Annotated in this window: 19 protein-coding genes and 1 tRNA gene; 13 read left to right on the top strand and 7 right to left on the bottom strand. The window is 51.5% G+C overall.

Translation table 11 applies throughout. The features are described from left to right. Positions 1-30 precede the first annotated feature (30 nt). Positions 31-1281 (top strand): molybdopterin molybdotransferase MoeA, encoded by a 1251-nt coding sequence (gene moeA, locus FIU95_RS00715; RefSeq protein ID WP_152450556.1) that lies wholly within the window; start codon positions 31-33, stop codon positions 1279-1281. Between the two features lie 473 nt (positions 1282-1754). Here moeA and FIU95_RS00720 read toward each other — a convergent pair. After that, a tRNA-Arg gene (locus tag FIU95_RS00720) sits at positions 1755-1831 on the bottom strand. A gap of 187 nt (positions 1832-2018) precedes the next feature. Here FIU95_RS00720 and FIU95_RS00725 point away from each other — a divergent pair. Next, positions 2019-2435: a cytochrome c5 family protein gene (locus FIU95_RS00725; protein ID WP_152450558.1), complete on the top strand. Its 417-nt coding sequence runs from the start codon at positions 2019-2021 to the stop codon at positions 2433-2435. Positions 2436-2541: 106 nt separating this feature from the next. Here the strand turns inward: FIU95_RS00725 and rep are convergent, their stop codons facing one another. Then, on the bottom strand, positions 2542-4575 hold the full coding sequence (gene rep / locus FIU95_RS00730) for a DNA helicase Rep (protein WP_152450560.1): 2034 nt from the start codon (positions 4573-4575) through the stop codon (positions 2542-2544). A 153-nt stretch (positions 4576-4728) separates the two neighbouring features. On the opposite strand from rep, the gene FIU95_RS00735 reads away from it, so the two are divergent. The 8 genes from FIU95_RS00735 to FIU95_RS00770 all read left to right on the top strand — a co-directional run bounded on the left by FIU95_RS00735 (position 4729) and on the right by FIU95_RS00770 (position 10305). After that, positions 4729-4947 carry a DUF3565 domain-containing protein gene (locus FIU95_RS00735; RefSeq protein ID WP_152450563.1) on the top strand — a complete coding sequence of 73 codons (219 nt, stop codon included), beginning with the start codon at positions 4729-4731 and terminating at the stop codon, positions 4945-4947. Between the two features lie 2 nt (positions 4948-4949). Further along, positions 4950-5402, top strand: coding sequence for a YaiI/YqxD family protein (locus FIU95_RS00740; RefSeq protein WP_152450565.1), 453 nt, complete (start codon positions 4950-4952; stop codon positions 5400-5402). Between the two features lie 17 nt (positions 5403-5419). After that, positions 5420-5923 carry a GNAT family N-acetyltransferase gene (locus FIU95_RS00745; RefSeq protein ID WP_172975291.1) on the top strand — a complete coding sequence of 168 codons (504 nt, stop codon included), beginning with the start codon at positions 5420-5422 and terminating at the stop codon, positions 5921-5923. Between the two features lie 10 nt (positions 5924-5933). Further along, a complete protein-coding gene (locus FIU95_RS00750) occupies positions 5934-6491 on the top strand; it encodes a GNAT family N-acetyltransferase (RefSeq protein ID WP_152450569.1) in 558 nt (185 codons plus the stop codon). A gap of 146 nt (positions 6492-6637) precedes the next feature. After that, the gene (locus tag FIU95_RS00755) at positions 6638-7588 is read left to right on the top strand and encodes a S9 family peptidase (protein WP_152450571.1); all 951 of its coding nucleotides are present in this window, start codon (positions 6638-6640) and stop codon (positions 7586-7588) included. Between the two features lie 42 nt (positions 7589-7630). Next, positions 7631-8452: a subclass B3 metallo-beta-lactamase gene (gene bla / locus FIU95_RS00760; protein WP_371416957.1), complete on the top strand. Its 822-nt coding sequence runs from the start codon at positions 7631-7633 to the stop codon at positions 8450-8452. A gap of 43 nt (positions 8453-8495) precedes the next feature. Continuing rightward, entirely contained in the window at positions 8496-8966 is a 471-nt protein-coding gene (locus FIU95_RS00765) for a GNAT family N-acetyltransferase (protein WP_152450574.1), read from the top strand. A 40-nt stretch (positions 8967-9006) separates the two neighbouring features. Beyond that, positions 9007-10305, top strand: coding sequence for an amidohydrolase family protein (locus FIU95_RS00770; RefSeq protein WP_152450576.1), 1299 nt, complete (start codon positions 9007-9009; stop codon positions 10303-10305). A gap of 102 nt (positions 10306-10407) precedes the next feature. Here FIU95_RS00770 and FIU95_RS00775 read toward each other — a convergent pair whose 3' ends face one another. From FIU95_RS00775 to FIU95_RS00795, 5 genes are all read right to left on the bottom strand, one after another. Further along, on the bottom strand, positions 10408-10608 hold the full coding sequence (locus FIU95_RS00775) for a hypothetical protein (RefSeq protein ID WP_152450578.1): 201 nt from the start codon (positions 10606-10608) through the stop codon (positions 10408-10410). After that, positions 10605-11048 (bottom strand): MarR family winged helix-turn-helix transcriptional regulator, encoded by a 444-nt coding sequence (locus tag FIU95_RS00780; protein ID WP_152450580.1) that lies wholly within the window; start codon positions 11046-11048, stop codon positions 10605-10607. Before FIU95_RS00780 ends, FIU95_RS00775 begins: the two co-directional genes overlap by 4 nt. Further along, positions 11048-11335, bottom strand: coding sequence for a putative quinol monooxygenase (locus FIU95_RS00785; RefSeq protein ID WP_152450582.1), 288 nt, complete (start codon positions 11333-11335; stop codon positions 11048-11050). Before FIU95_RS00785 ends, FIU95_RS00780 begins: the two co-directional genes overlap by 1 nt. A 148-nt stretch (positions 11336-11483) precedes the next feature. Further along, positions 11484-12980, bottom strand: coding sequence for a YifB family Mg chelatase-like AAA ATPase (locus tag FIU95_RS00790; protein ID WP_152450584.1), 1497 nt, complete (start codon positions 12978-12980; stop codon positions 11484-11486). Positions 12981-13014: 34 nt separating this feature from the next. After that, positions 13015-13257: an accessory factor UbiK family protein gene (locus FIU95_RS00795; RefSeq protein ID WP_152450586.1), complete on the bottom strand. Its 243-nt coding sequence runs from the start codon at positions 13255-13257 to the stop codon at positions 13015-13017. A gap of 422 nt (positions 13258-13679) precedes the next feature. On the opposite strand from FIU95_RS00795, the gene FIU95_RS00800 reads away from it, so the two are divergent. From FIU95_RS00800 to FIU95_RS00810, 3 genes are read left to right on the top strand one after another with little or no spacing between them, the layout of a single operon-like run. Further along, positions 13680-14432: a TorF family putative porin gene (locus FIU95_RS00800; RefSeq protein WP_152450588.1), complete on the top strand. Its 753-nt coding sequence runs from the start codon at positions 13680-13682 to the stop codon at positions 14430-14432. A 46-nt stretch (positions 14433-14478) separates the two neighbouring features. Further along, on the top strand, positions 14479-14817 hold the full coding sequence (locus FIU95_RS00805; protein WP_152450590.1) for a P-II family nitrogen regulator: 339 nt from the start codon (positions 14479-14481) through the stop codon (positions 14815-14817). 55 nt (positions 14818-14872) lie between these two features. Beyond that, positions 14873-16132 carry an ammonium transporter gene (locus FIU95_RS00810; RefSeq protein WP_152450592.1) on the top strand — a complete coding sequence of 420 codons (1260 nt, stop codon included), beginning with the start codon at positions 14873-14875 and terminating at the stop codon, positions 16130-16132. The last annotated feature ends 56 nt before the right edge of the window (positions 16133-16188 follow it).

Below are 16188 nucleotides of genomic sequence, written 5' to 3' on the forward strand. Positions count from 1 at the left end.
TAGCAAACGAATGAAGTGAGAGAGTTGTCCATGCCCACCATCGATTCTTGCAGCACGCCCGGCCTAATGCCCATAGAAAGCGCTCGGGAAAAACTGCTGCAATCACTGAGTCCGGTTCATGGTACTGAGACGCTACCGCTGGCCCAGGCCTCTGGCCGAGTTTTGGCCGAGTCGGTGTCCTCCAGCGTAGATCTACCTCCCTGTGACAATTCTGCGATGGATGGCTATGCCCTGCGCTTTGCAGACTTGGCTAGCGGCTTGCCACTGGAGTTGATTGGCAAGTCCTTCGCCGGTGCGCCCTTCGAAGGTGTGGTGAACCCGGGAACCTGTGTGCGGATTATGACTGGAGCACCGCTTCCCGTTGGGGCCGACACTGTAGTTATGCAGGAGCATGTCGAAGCCCAGGCGGAATCTATCCGTATCACCCGTGAAGTGCGCAAAGGCGAACATATCCGCCGCCGCGGCGAAGATGTGGCCGAGGGTGCAACCCTGCTGCAAGCGGGAGAGCCCGTCAGCGTTGCCCATATTGCCCTGCTTGCCGCCGCCGGTGTTGCCACGGTTTCGGTAGTGCGCAAGCCTGTGATCGCACTCTTCTCCACTGGCGATGAACTGCGTCAGCCCGGCGAAGCCCTGGGCAAGGGCGATATCTACGATAGCAACCGCATCGCTCTATTGGCTGCCCTGGAACAGATGGACCTGGACGTTTTGGATTTGGGCATATTGCCTGATAACAAACAGGCCATCACCAATGCCTTGCAACGCGCCTCCCAAGAGGCCGATGCCATTATTACTTCCGGTGGCGTTTCCGTAGGTGAAGCGGATTACACCCGTGAAGTATTGGAAGAATTGGGAGAGATTGGCTTCTGGAAAGTAGCGATGAAGCCAGGCAAACCTTTCGCTTTTGGTTTCCTACAGGAAACTCCCTTCTTTGGCCTACCCGGCAATCCGGTTTCCGCTTTGGTTACTTTTTACCAGCTGGCCGTGCCGGCCCTGAGTGTGATGAAAGGCGATCAGTGGACTGGCCCGCAGACCTTACAGGCAAAACTGCTAAAACCCCTAAAGAAAAAGCCCGGTCGTACCGATTTCCAGCGGGGCGTTTATCGCACTGATGAGAATGGAACCTTGGTGGTGGAGCCGGTTGGCACCCAAGGGAGCCATATCCTTACCGGTTTGGCTGCTGCTAACTGCTTTATCGTTTTGGCGCGGAATAGCGGTAATGTAGAGGCTGGGGAACAGGTGGAGATTGAGCCATTGAGGGTGCCGTTGGGGTCGGGCTGCTAATAGACTTTTTTGGCTGGCCGCAGCCGATATTTGTCTATCTAAGAAAGTTTGTCTGAAGCTGATGTAATCAGAGAGGATTAGCTTCGCCCTTTGGGCTCGCTGCTCTGCGGCAGCTTTGCTGCCTCCGAGTCGAACCTGAGTTCGAACGAAGCCTGGGAGTGAGCCATATACAAAGAAGCCCGCATAACCCGCATAAAAGGGTGGTGTACGTGAGGATTAGCTTCGCCCTTTGGGCTCGCTGCTCTGCGGCAGCTTTGCTGCCTCCGAGTCGAACCTGAGTTCGAACAAAGCCTGGGAGTGAGCCATATACAAAGAAGCCCGCAAAAGCGGGTAGTGTGCGTGAGGATGAGCTTCGCCCTTTGGGCTCGCTGCTCTCCGGCAGCTTTGCTGCCTCCGAGTCGAACCTGAGTTCGAACGAAGCCTGGGAGTGAGCCATATACAAGAAAGCCCGCATAAGCGGGCTTTCTTGTATATGGCCCGCCCGAGAGGATTCGAACCTCTGACCTTCGCCTCCGGAGGGCGACGCTCTATCCAGCTGAGCTACGGGCGGTTTTGGCTATCTGTGCCAATGGGAGGCGGATTATACAGAAGGGTGGGGGCGGGTGAAAGGACTTATGGCGCTTCTACACAGGCTTTGGCAGGGGGCGGCACAGTGCTTATAATGCGCGGCGTGGAAGTTTGCGGCAGTAAATCGATAGTCTACGGGCCAACTCACTTCGGCCCTTTGGGGGAATAGCATGAAGAGCATTTTGGGTATTGTGGCGGCACTGGCCGTCAGTGCGGCTGCGGCAGTGGCCCAGTCTGTTGATCAGGACATTGAACAGCGTATCGCTCCGGCGGGTGAGACCTGTATGAAGGGCGAGGAGTGTGCGGCGGCAGTAGCGGCTGCTCCGGAAGCTGCCAGTGGCGGCGCCCGCAGTGGTGAAGATATCTACAATAAGAGTTGTACTACCTGTCACGCGGCGGGTATAGCGGGTGCGCCTAAGTTTGGTGATGCCGCTGCCTGGGCACCGCGTATTGCCAAGGGCATGGACACTCTTTACACCAATGCCATCAATGGTATCAATGCCATGCCGCCTAAGGGCTTATGTATGGATTGTAGCGATGACGAAGTGAAGGCTGCGGTTAATTATATGGTGGATAACAGTAAGTAAGCTGTTTCACTATTGGAAAAAGGCCGCTTATTGAGTGGCCTTTTTTATTTTGGATATCTGTTTTTGCTGGTACGGCAATATTTGAAAATATTTAATCAAAAAGAGATTAATCAAACATACTCAACAAAGACCCCAAAGTTTCCTCCCCCTTCGCCTGATTCTGCTCCGGCGTCGCCTTGCCAAACCCTTCCAGCAACACATCCTCTTCCGGCAGCTCGTCGATAAAGCGGCTGGGCGTGGTGTCCTGGGTTTCGCCAAACTGTTTGCGCTTGCCCGCCAGGGTCATGGTGAGGGTGCGTTGGGCGCGGGTAATGCCTACGTAAGTGAGGCGGCGCTCCTCTTCGATATTGTCGTCTTCGATACTGTTGCGGTGGGGAAGTAAGTTCTCTTCCATACCGATCATAAATACGTGGGGGAATTCCAAGCCTTTGGCGGCGTGTAGGGTCATCAGGCTGACCTTATCGGTGGCTTCCTCTTCTTCCTGGCGCTCGAGCATATCCCGCAGGATCAGTTTGGAGATCGCCTGCTCCAGGCGGATATCCTGCTCCAGCTCATCGTCGGTGCCCTCCATAATCTTGTTGAGGCTCTCCAGCAGCCAGAACACATTCTCCATGCGCTTCTCGGCCACCTTCTCGCTGCTGGCATTTTGCGAGAGCCAGCCTGCGTAGTCGATATCTTCCAGCATTTCACGCAAGGCGCCATTGGCGGTGGTATCGCGACAGTTGCGCTGTACCCCTTCGAGCCACAGGGCAAAGCGATTTAGGCGCTCGTAGCCCTGCTCGTTGATATGCTCCTTAAAGCCCAATTCCGAGCAGGCTTTGAACATGGAAATCTCGCGGCCCTTGGCGTAGTTGCCCAGGGCTTCCAGGCTGCTGGTACCTATTTGGCGACGCGGGGTATTGATAATGCGCAGGAATGCGTTGTCATCATCCGGATTCACCAACAGGCGCAGGTAGGCCATCACATCCTTGATTTCAGCGCGGGCGAAGAAGGAAGTACCGCCGGACATCTGGTAGGGAACCTGATGCTCCTGCAATTTCATTTCGATCAGGCGCGCCTGGTGGTTGCCGCGATAGAGCACGGCAAAATCCATAAACTTGCAGCCGCGACGGCTCTTTTGCAGAAAAATCTCGTTGGCGACCCGCTCCGCTTCCTCGTTTTCATTGGCCACCTTGAGCACGCGGATCTCCTCACCCAGGCCGCGATCGGACCACAATGCTTTGTCGAATTCGTGAGGATTGTGGGCGATCAGGTGGTTGGCCACTTTCAGTATGCGGCTGGTGGAGCGGTAGTTCTGCTCCAGTTTGATCAGGCGAAGGTTGGGGAAGTCGGTCTTCAGCGCACTCATATTTTCCGGGCGCGCGCCGCGCCAGGCATAGATAGACTGGTCATCGTCTCCCACCACTGTGAGGCCGCCGCGCCCGCCCACCAGCAGCTTCACCAGCAGGTACTGGGAGTTGTTGGTGTCCTGATATTCGTCCACCAGCAGGTAGCGAATCTTCTTGCGCCAGCGTTGCAGCAACTCCGGGTCTTTGTCGAACAGCTGTACCGGCAGCAGGATCAGGTCGTCGAAGTCGACGGCATTGTAGGCCTTGAGGGCTTCACAGTAGCGATCGTAGGCAACCGCGATGGCCTGCTCACCGGGGCTCTGTGCCTGCTCCAGGGCGCGGCGCGGGGTGAGCATATCGTTCTTCCAATTGGAGATCTGGTTCTGTACCCGATCCAACAGGTCTGTATCCAGGTCGCCATCCCTGAGCATCAGCTCCTTGATCAGGGCGCGGGCGTCTTCCGCATCGAAGATAGAGAAACCGGGCTTAAAGCCGGCGGCGCGGTATTCCTTACGCAGGATATTCAGCCCAAGGTTATGAAAGGTGGATACGGTGAGACCGTGACTTGCCTTGGAGCGCTTTCCATCCGGGCCCGCCAGCAGTTTGCTGACCCGCTCTTTCATCTCCCGTGCCGCCTTGTTGGTGAAGGTGAGGGCGGCGATATTGCGCGCGGCGTAGCCACACTGCTCGATCAGGTAGGCGATCTTGCGGGTGATTACGCTGGTCTTGCCGGAGCCGGCACCGGCCAGTACCAGGCAGGGGCCATCGACATACTTCACGGCTTCGGATTGGCGGGGATTGAGCTGGGTCATAGATGGGGCTGCATCTTCGCGTCGCGGAAAAGCGGGAGATTCTAGCAGTCTTGGCTCGAATCATCCCAGTACCAGTGCGAACCACCGGCCACACGTATACTTTGCCCTTGGGATTGGCTATAACTGCGCCTTATTCCCTGCTTGTGTAACCCCATGCAACAACCCATCGCCGGCTACCACCTGGATGAAGAGGATCACTGGGTGGCGGAGCTCGCCTGTGGTCATTTCCAACATGTACGCCACAATCCCCCCTGGACCAACCGGCCCTGGGTAATCACTGAGCAAGGGCGCGAGTCCATGCTGGGATTCCAGCTCAATTGCAAGAAATGCGATGAGGGTGCACCGCCCGATACGCTCGAAAAGGTTGTATAGCCATGACAAAACTCTGGGTCGATGCCGACGCCTGTCCGGTCGCCATCAAGGAAATCCTGTTTCGCGCCGCTGAGCGCACAGCCACAGAACTGACATTGGTGGCCAACCAAGCGGTACGGGTGCCGCCGTCGCGCTATATCCGCTCCGTGCAAGTGACAGCCGGTTTTGATGTGGCGGATAACGAGATAGTGCAGCGCTGCGAGGCGGGGGACCTGATTATCACCAGCGATATCCCACTGGCAGCAGAGGTGATCGACAAGGGTGCTGAAGCCCTTAACCCCCGTGGGGAGCGCTATACCAAAGCCAATATCCGCGCGCGTCTAAATATGCGGGACTTTATGGATACCCTGCGCTCCAGCGGCGTGCATACCGGCGGACCACCGGCCCTTAGCCAGGCGGACCGCAAAGCTTTTGCCGATCAGTTAGATCGATGGCTGGCAAAGAGTCGAAAGTAGTTTTAGGGGGAATTGCCATGGAGAATTTGAGGCTGAAGCCAATGGAAGAGTGGCAATTCCCAACACTGATGTCCTGGCTACCTGATAGGGAGCTGTGCCAACAGTGGGGAGGCCCCGATTTCAGGTTTCCGTTCGAGCGGAGATCCTTTTTGGAGGATTGCCGTTGGCCGGAGTTGTCCAGTTATGCACTTCAGGACAGCAGCGGCGATGTGCTGGCTTTCGGGCAGTATTACCAACATTTGGGTCGCTGCCACCTAAGCCGATTAATTGTCTCCCCTAATCATCGCGGAGCCGGCTTAGGGCGTGCGCTGGTAGTACAGCTTGCACAAACAGGAGCTAGAGCTCTGGATGCGATCGAGTGCTCTTTATTTGTCTTGCGTACTAATCTAGCGGCACGGACTCTCTACCAGAAATTGGGCTTTGAGGGAGCTGCTTATCCAGGGCAGCGAAAATGGTTGGATCAGTGCGATTTTATGGTCGCACCGTCTAAAGGTTTTCAGCAGAAACAAAATATTGAATAGCGAATATTCCATGCCTGAATTAATACAACCCATGACCGAACGCTTACAACTGCGCCAGTGGCGAGAGGAAGATAAGCCTGTATTCGCCGAAATGAATGCCGACCCCAAGGTGATGGAGTTTTTCCCCTCATTGCTGACGCGACAGCAGAGTGACGCCGGTGTGGATCGCAGTATTACGCATATTGAGAAGTACGGCTGGGGCTTTTGGGCCTTGGAGCTAAGAGAGACCAAAGAGTTTCTCGGATTTGTTGGCATGAAAAATGTGACTGAAGATTTGCCCTTCGCACCGGCAGTAGAGATTGGCTGGCGCTTGGCCTTCCCTTATTGGGGGAAGGGCTATGCCAGTGAAGCTGCAAAAGCATCTTTGGATGTAGCTTTTAATACCTTGAATCTCAGTGAGGTCGTTTCTTTTACTGCACTACAAAACCTTCGTTCCCAGCGGGTGATGGAGCGGCTGGGTATGCGGCGGGATTCTCTCGTCTTTGAACATCCACTGGTCCCCAGCGAAAGCCATCTGCAGCGGCACTGCCTTTATCGCTTAAGTGCCGATGATTGGAAAAAATCTTGATGTGATTCGCTTCAGTTAGCTCGGGAACCATTACTTTTTCTTGGGTTCGGATAGGTGGGTAAATATAAGGTTTACCCCCTCACCAACAATAACCAAGCAAATATAGCCCCGCCTTTAATTTTAGGTGAGGGCAGGGAGTTCTCGCTATGGGCTTTCTTAAACCGGCCTTTATAACGGCAACTGGTTTTCTGCTAGCGACTTTGCATATCGGCGTGTCCGCCGAACCTCTACTTAAAGTCAGTAAACGCCCAGATGGATCAACGCTTTATTGGTCTTTAGAGCAACCATCGGCTAACGGGAAATATGGCTTGTTCCTGATAGCCCAGGGATCTGGCTGCCTACCTGCTGTTAAAAATACTACTATTCAACAGGCTAAAGAGATGGCGGCAGGATATGCTGTTTTGCTGGTAGAAAAATATGGTGTAACTCACTCTGACAGCCCGGAAGAGCAATTAAAAGATTGTTCAAAAGCGTATGTAACTAACCACACCGTTGAGCAGCGTGCGGTAGATGTAGAGCAAATTGTTGAGGAGCTGCGCGGGGCTGATTGGTGGAATGGCAAGCTGGTCTTGTTCGGCGGTTCCGAGGGTGGTGATCTTGTTGCACGACTGGCGCCGAGGCTAAATCCCGATGCGGCAGTGGTCTTTTCAAGTGGATTGGGGGAGTCCTTTGCTCAAGTGCTAAAGAGTTTGGTTCCGCCCCACGTAGCTAAAGAGGTAGATGCCAAACTCGCCTATGCCCGAGCTAACCCAGAAAGCGCGGAAATCTGGGGTGGAAACTCTATGCGCTGGTGGGCCGATGTCGTCGATCGGGTACCGGTCAACGATTTATTGAACAGCCATGCCCCCGTATTATTGATCCAGGGTACAGAAGATAAATCTGCCCCGGTCAGTTCCGGCCGAGTTGCGCGAGATGCCTATGCATCAGCCGGACGTTGTGAGCTGACTTATTGGGAATACCCCGGTTACGATCACTATATGACAGATAGGGATGGCGTAAATCACCGGGGAGAAGTCTTCAAAAGAATTGCTGGATGGATTAATAAGACTGCACTAAATGGGGCTCCCGGGTGTATCTCTGGTGCCGGTAAAAGTTGAGACTGATCAATGAATATAAGAATCCAATTAGCCGCAGTAGTAATGGCAGCTTATTCTAGTTTTTCGGCAGCGGAAAACTTTGCTGTCTTACCACAACTGGAAACCTACAAGGTACCAGAGTCCTGGCGTCAGCCAGTAGCGCCTCTAAAGATTGCAGGTAACACGTGGCAAATAGGTACTGAGGGAATTACCTCACTGTTATTAAAAGGCAGTGAAGGCTCGATTCTAATTGATGGTGGCATGGAGCAGACCGCTGAGCATTTATTGGAGAATATGCGCAGATTGGGAGTCGCTCCCTCGGATCTCAAATTAATCTTGCACAGTCAGGCCCATGCAGACCACGTAGGTTCCTTAGCTGAGCTAAAACGCGCGACTGGCGCTCAGGTAGTAACCAATGCCGAATCAGCAGTGTTAATGGCTCGCGGTGGTGCCAATGATATTCACTTTGCCGACGAACTTTTATATCCGCCAATAAAGGCGGATCGTATTCTGCATGATGGCGAGCAAGTGGTTCTAGGGGATTTGCGTCTACGCGTACATTTTATCCCAGGCCATACACCGGGAAGTATGGCCTGGACCTGGGAAGATGCAGTTGATGGTAAAGCTACAGGCATCGCTTATGTGGATAGCCTGACGGCTCCCGGTTATCAGTTGATTAATAATCCGCGTTATCCAAATATTTTGCAAGATTTTCGTAAAAGCTTTGAGCGAGTGCGTAACTTACCTTGTGATTTGCTCATTACACCTCATGCAGGTGCCAGTGGTTGGGTATTTAAAGGTAATATTGAGCGAGATTCAGTCATCGACTGCAAAGAATATGCTGATAAGGCTGAGCAAGATTTAAAATTAGTGCAATTGGAGTAATAGTGAATAGTTAGTTGTCTATTACTATTGATATCTAAGGTATATGATTAAAGTAGAGCGTTTTTCTAATTTATATTCTGCTGAAGTTTTGCAAATTTCCCTTCCTCCAGATCAACTGAGATATGTATGTACCCCAAAAAGCTTTATGGCCGATCATTGTGAGACAACGCATCTCTATCTGATTAAATCGGAGGGAGTTGTTATCGGTTATTTTAAGGCGGACCTGGCTTACTTCAAATCCTATTCTTTTTGTCCAGAAGATGGGCTCGGTATGCGTGCTTTTGCGATTGATAAGAGTTGTCAGGGGAGAGGACTTGGAGTTTTGTCGGTTCAATCGATCGTAGAATACTTGACGCAAGAGTATAGATACCACTCTAGTGTATATTTGACTGTAAATTGCAATAATTTAAAAGCTATTCGTTGCTATAAAAAGTGCGGTTTTCTGGATACAGGAGACCTATATTTTGGTGGTGCTGCGGGACCTCAGCATGTTATGAGAATAAGTCTCCAATAGATTTCGTGTTTGGTAGCTGGTAGTTTCGAAGTATTTTACGATGATCAAAAAAAAGCTGAAAAAGAATATTGGTGATCACTGGAAAGGGAATTTTTTTGCACTAGGACTTGTAGGAGTATTGTCTACAGTGGCTGTTCCTCAAGCATATTGTGCAAATTCCTTCGCTATTGAAGGTGGTAAGTGGTTTGATGGGACGAACTTTAAACAGGCTACTTGGTTTGTTGATGAGGATGGTTCCTTGACTAAGGCACGACCACAAAAAGTTGATTATACCATTGATGCTAGTGGAAAATTTGTGGTGCCTCCTTATGGGGAGGGGCACAATCACAACTTGCAGAACCCTTGGGCTATTAAGAATTTTGGGCCTCTACAGGTTAGCTCTGGGGTGTTTTACAGTGTGCAAATGTGCAGTTTTGGGGAGGAAGTCAAGGCACGGTTCAACAGTACGGAAACGATGGATGTTTTATTTGCTTCAGACTGCATGACCGCCTCGGATGGTCATCCGATCGCCCATTATTTTAAAGATCGATCAAACCCTACTGAGGAAGAGGTTCAGGAGGGGAGAGATGGACTATTGATCATAGACAGTTTGATAGATCTTTATCGTGTGTGGCCTGGTATCCAAGAAAAATCGCCAAGATTTCTCAAAATTGTTCTTGTTGGCAGTGAAAAGTTTGAGGAGCGCTACGGAGACAAAAAATACCTTGGAGTCAATGGTCTCAATCCGGAACTGGTGCCGAATATAGTAGAACGTGCTCACCAATCTGGAATTCCAGTCGTGGCACATGTGGACACTGCCTACGATGCTATGGTTGCTATTAGGGCTGGTGTTGATGTACTGGGCCATTTACCAGGTTACCGAATCGCAAGAAATGAAGGTTTCGATAGTCAGGATTATGTGTTAAGCGATGCTGTCATTGCCGAAGCGGTCGAGCATGGAACCAAGTTAATCGCTACAGCTAGTGTGCCTTTAGGGCACTATTATTCCGAGAAAGAATTATCAGAAATCCAGGCGATTCAGAGAGACAACCTCAATCGTTTACGTAAAGCGGGGGTCCCCTTATTAATGGGGAGTGACAATTTTTCTGGTACGGTGCTCCGTGAAATTCGTTACCTGGATACCCTGGATATCGCACCGAGAGAGGCATTGTTGAAATCTCTAACTATGGATACGCCAAAGTGGATGTTTCCAGAACGCCGCTTAGGCTTTTTTGCCGAAGGTGCAGAGGGTAGCTTCTTAGTGCTGGAAGGTAATCCCCTTAAGGATCTTGGTTTTCTCGATAAGATTTATATTGGTGTGAAACAGGGGCATATATTAACTAGTTCCTCGAAGCATTAGTCAGCCATTGATCTTCCTGGCTAAGCCTGAACAGCATTGAATGTCCCCGGCGAAAAACCAAGTCGGGGTGTACTATATATATTTACTCATCCCTTCCTAGTTTTAATGCAATTTTTCCAATAGGCGATGTACCTTTGGCACAAGATAGAGATACATTAGTGGGACCAAAATGACGGTCATTATTAGCGCTTTTAAACCAATTGCAATTTGCAATTCCAGTGTCTGCATCCCCAGAAGTAATAGAGTAACAATGGGGTAAACCAATGCCCAGATGCACAGGGCGTGTACTATCGGTCCCTTCATTTGTTCAGTTCCTCCATGAATTTGGAGATTGTCTTAAAATACCCAGGCAAAATTTTCTGTAAAAATTGTTTTCCACTCTTGGTAAGTGCTACACATTTTGCCCTACCATCGCTGGAATCTATTTTCATAGCGATAAGCTCATCTTCCACCATGCTTTTCAAGGTTCGTGTCATTACCGGCCGGGAAACATCGATACGCTCTGCGATTTCAGAAGCCAATAAATTGTCTCTGTATGGCTCCCGGTCGATAACAATCATCACTAAGAAGCGCAGCTGGGAGGTTCCGTGCTCAGTAAAATAGCTCTCCAGCTCCCGTAATAACAGGCTTGCATCCCGCATCATGGTAAGTGCGCATTGAACGGCACCGGGATCTTTTACGGAAAATCGTTTGGCATATCCTTCAACCATTTGTTGCGAGGGAAGTTCTTTGAGAAAAAACATTAGACCAGTCTCTCTAGTTTATTGATCTCCACCGGCTCTTTCAGCCACTCTTTATAGGCTTCGAATATCGGAGCGATATAGGGCATGGTGTAATGCTTTTCTAAGTCTTCCTGGCTGCGCCACTCCTCGTATAAAAATAGGCATTTCCCATCCTCGTGCACTGCGAACTGGAGGCAGCCCTCCTCTTCGAGGGTGTTTGGCACTATGGATAAGATGGCCTGCTTGGCTTGCGCAAAGAATTCTGTCTTGGGGAAAATTCTGGCAATAATGAATAGGTGATTATTCATAAGGTTAATTCAGCGGCGTATATTGTAGTTATCATGATAACTATAATTTTTGACCTGTCAAATACCAGTGCAATACACAGTTGATGACGTTTTAAAATGAGAGTCCACTCAGGTGGTAAATTCGAGATTTAGAGGGCGTAAAGAGCTTTTAATGTGTTTGAACACTTGCCTGGCGCCTGTCTAGATTCCGGTAAGCCAACGCTTCGGCAATTTGTGCCGTACCAATTCTTTCCTGTTTAGCGAGGTCCGCCAGAGTACGCGCGACTTTAAGCACTCGATGGTAACTGCGTGCGGAAAGCCCAAGTTTTTCTACTGACTGTCGCAGTAGCAGTTTTTCGGTATCTCCCAGTGCGCAATGGTTTTCCAGCGGTGCCCCTTTTAACAGACTGTTGATCGTCCCTTGCCGCTGCAACTGCTGTTGGCGGGCGTTACAGACTCGCTCCCGCACTCTTTCAGATGACTCTCCGGGAGGAGAATCCTGCAGTTGCACCGCGCTCATTGTCCCCACTTCCACCTGCATATCAATGCGATCCAATAGTGGACCTGACAGTTTGTTGCGGTAGCGGTCTATCTGGTCCGGGGTGCAGCGGCAGCGCGGTTCCCCCAGATAACCACAGGGGCAGGGGTTCATGGCAGCCACCAGCTGGAAGTGGGCGGGGAAGGTGACTTGCGCTCTGGCGCGGGAAATACGCACCTCGCCATTCTCCAGTGGTTCGCGCAGTATCTCCAAAGCATGGCGGGGAAACTCTGGCATTTCATCTAGAAATAAGACGCCGCGGTGAGCCAGGGAAATTTCTCCTGGGCGTGGGGTGCTGCCGCCGCCGACCAGGGCAGTCGGGGAGGCGCTGTGGTGCGGTGCGCGGAATGGCCTGTGACTTTGGTGGGGTAAGCCGGCGCTGGAGTATACGGCGGCGACTTCTAAAGATTCACGGCTGGTCAGTGGCGGCAATATGCCTGGCAGGCGGCTGGCCAGCATGGTTTTGCCTGTACCCGGTGGTCCGTAGAACAGTAGGTTGTGGCCTCCTGCTGCAGCGACTTCCAATGCGCGCCTCGCTTTGAGCTGGCCGCGAACATCGGCGAGGTCCGCAGCCTGAGTAATCACTTGCTCCGTTCGCACTTCCCCGCGTGGTAGTTTCTCCCTGCCGTGCAGTTCTGCACACACCCCAAGTAGTGAGTTTGCGCTAGCGATTTCGCTACCGGCCAGGGCAGCTTCGCTACTATTTTCGTTGGGTACTATCAATAGACGCTCGGCGGCGGCACTGGCGATAGCTGCTGGGAGTGCGCCGCTGACTTGGCGTATTCCGCCGGTAAGGGCGAGCTCTCCAATAAATTCGTAGCTTTCCAGAGGCTCAATGGGAACTTGGCCAGAGGCAGCGAGTATGCCGATAGCGATAGCGAGGTCGTAGCGCCCGCCCTCTTTGGGTAGATCGGCGGGGGCCAGATTAACGGTGATACGCCGCTGAGGGAATTCAAAATGACTGTTGATCAGGGCACTGCGCACCCGGTCACGGCTTTCGCGTACGGCGGCTTCGGGCAGGCCGACGATATGGAAGGCGGGGAGCCCGTTGGCCAAGTGGGTCTCAACGGTGACCAGTGGGGCGTTAACACCCAACTGTGCCCGGGTGTAGGTAACTGACAGGCTCACATTTTCATCCTTGATGCGGCGGCTTGTGGGGAGACTAGTCCTCGGGTTTGCGCTCTCTCTGTGCGAGGGCCTGCTCCAGTATTTCCACCTTATCTTCCAGGCGGGCCAGTTTTTCCCTGGTGCGTCTCAGTATCTCCACTTGGGTATCGAACTCGCGCTGGGAGACCAGCGGCAATTTATCCAGTGAAACCTCCAGGGCACTGCGCAGGTCATTAGTGACTACTGTGCCCTGCTGTTGCAGTTCTTTTAAGAGTTGTTGCAGTTTGTCCGCAGCCACGGGCAACTCCTTACTGTTTAAAACTTATCTATTGGCACAGGATTGTAACTCACACCCTATAGCCACAAAAGCTGACTCTTTGTGCACTATTCTGAACTCTGCCTCTGCAAGATTCCCCATTTCTGTGCGCGCGATGACAAACAGTTCCATCTTGGTGCGCGAGACTTTGCGGGCTCTTTGTTCGTATTTATTCCGGTTGTCTGATTTTCCGTTAACTTATTGATTTTATTGAATATTGCTGTATTGGCATCAAGTCTGCAGTGAAAGGGTAGGTGTGCCATTTACGATCACTGGGAGTCTGGGAAAGTAGCGGTTCACAAGACGCAAGAGACCCTCTGTCATACCCGACAGTGCAGGACCGATTGCAGGCGGCGCCATTACAGCTCTTGAAATACAGCCTACAGAAATTTAGGAGAAATAAAGTGGAAGTTAAAAAGCATAAAATTGCCACTATTTTCGCTGGCGCTTTACTGGCGTTGGGCACTGCCAATCTATCGAATGCTGAAGAAAATACCTCTTCCAGTGGCTCTCAGGAAGAGGGCATCAGTTTTAGCGCCAACCTGGGTATGGTTTCAGATTATCGTTTCCGGGGTATCTCACAAAAGGATAGAAATCCCGCAATTCAGGGTGGTCTAGATCTGGATTTTGGCAACGGTTTCTATGTCGGCACCTGGGCCTCACAGGTGGACTTTGATTATGAAGTTGATGAGACCGATTACGAGCAGGATTTTTACGGCGGTTTCTCCGCGGATATCAATGACTCTATTAGTTACGACGTTGGCTATATCTATTACGCCTATCACGGCAGTGACCAAGATGAAGATTACTGGGAAGTTTATAGCAACCTCAGCATTAAAGATCTGACCCTAGGATTTGCGTACTCACCCGATTATTGGGCGCAGAGCGATGAATTTTATTACACCTTTGCGGAATACAGTTTCTCACTGCCTGCAGAGCTGAGTCTGGATTTACATGTTGGTTACAATATTTTCAAGGAGGATGAGTTTCTTTATGAGGAAGATAACTATATCGATTACTCCGCAACGCTCAGTAGAGATTTCGGTGGGTTGAACTTGAGTGCTGCATATGTTGGAACTAATTTGAGCAAAAAAGAGTGCTTTGATTATGACTGGTGTGAGCCCTCGCTGGTAGTTGGTGCTACCTACACTTGGTAATCCATTCGCCCGCGATAATTTGCGGGCATGTTTTTTGGGGGAGTCCATGAAATTAATTACCGCAATTATCAAACCTTTTAAGTTGGATGCCGTGCGCGATGCCCTCAGAGAAGTGGGTGTGAATGGCGTTACCGTTACAGAAGTGAAAGGTTTTGGCCGGCAAAAAGGCCATACCGAATTGTATCGGGGTGCTGAATATGTAGTGGATTTTTTGCCGAAAACTATGCTGCAAATCGCCGTAGAGGATTCCCAGTTAGACAAGGTGTTGGAAACGCTGGGCACCAGTGCACACAGCGGAAAAATTGGCGATGGAAAAATATTTGTTGCCAACCTGGAGCAGGTAGTGCGGATAAGAACCGGTGAAACCGGCAGGGATGCCATCTGAAACGATAGCAACCAAACATAATTTTAACAATATCCAGACTTGTACGGAGAGAAACATGGAAAACCAGATATTTCAATTGCAGTATGCAATTGATACTTTTTATTTCCTCGTAATGGGTGCACTGGTCATGTGGATGGCCGCGGGTTTCGCGATGCTGGAAGCCGGCCTGGTGCGCTCTAAAAACACCACAGAAATCCTCACCAAGAATGTCGCGTTGTTTGCGATAGCGTGCATCATGTATCTGCTTACCGGATACGCCATTATGTACGATGGCAGCTGGATGCTTTCTGGTATAGAGGCATTTAGCCTCAATACGGTACTGGCAGATTCCTCCAGTAATGGATTTGAGGGCGATTCCGTTTATTCGGTTGCTTCTGACTTTTTCTTCCAGGTCGTGTTTGTTGCCACCGCCATGTCCATCGTGTCCGGTGCCGTGGCCGAGCGTATGAAGCTGTGGAGCTTCCTCGCTTTTGCGGTGGTATTGACCGGCTTTATCTACCCGCTGGAAGGCTCCTGGACTTGGGGTAGCCAAAAAGTTTTTGGTCTCTATAGCCTGGGTGATCTCGGTTTCTCTGACTTTGCCGGCTCCGGTATCGTACATATGGCCGGTGCGGCTGCCGCCTTGGCGGGTGTGCTATTACTGGGCGCGCGCAAAGGCAAATACGGCCCCAACGGCCAGGTCTACGCGATTCCCGGTGCCAATCTGCCGCTGGCGACCCTCGGTACCTTTATCCTGTGGATGGGCTGGTTCGGTTTTAATGGTGGTTCCGTATTAAAGCTGGGCGATGCAGCCAGTGCGCACTCAGTCGCCATGGTATTTGTGAATACCAATACTGCCGCTGCCGGTGGCGCTATCGCCGCGCTGATTACCGCTCGTTTACTCTTCGGCAAGGCCGATCTCACGATGCTGCTCAATGGTGCCCTGGCGGGCTTGGTGGCAATCACTGCGGAGCCGTCCACGCCGACCGCGCTGCAGGCGACTGTGTTCGGTATGTTTGCCGGTATCCTGGTGGTCTTCTCCATCATCACCCTGGATAAACTCAAAATCGATGACCCGGTCGGCGCTATTTCCGTTCACGGTGTTGTCGGTCTGCTTGGTCTGCTGCTGGTGCCCCTCACCAATGAGGAATCCACCCTTGTGGGCCAGCTGGTTGGAGCGCTAACCATCTTTATCTGGGTTTTTGTAAGCTCCCTGGCGGTTTGGTATCTGCTCAAGCTGGTAACCGGTATCCGCGTCAGTGAAGACGAAGAGATGGAGGGTGTTGACTTGGCCGAGTGTGGAATGGAAGCTTACCCGGAATTTATGAGCAAATAGCCGCTCTATAATGGCGTCGCCCCGAAATTGGGGCGATCGCCGGTTTGATGTTCCCG

The organism is Microbulbifer sp. THAF38, assembly GCF_009363535.1.
Taxonomy (GTDB): Bacteria; Pseudomonadota; Gammaproteobacteria; order Pseudomonadales; family Cellvibrionaceae; genus Microbulbifer.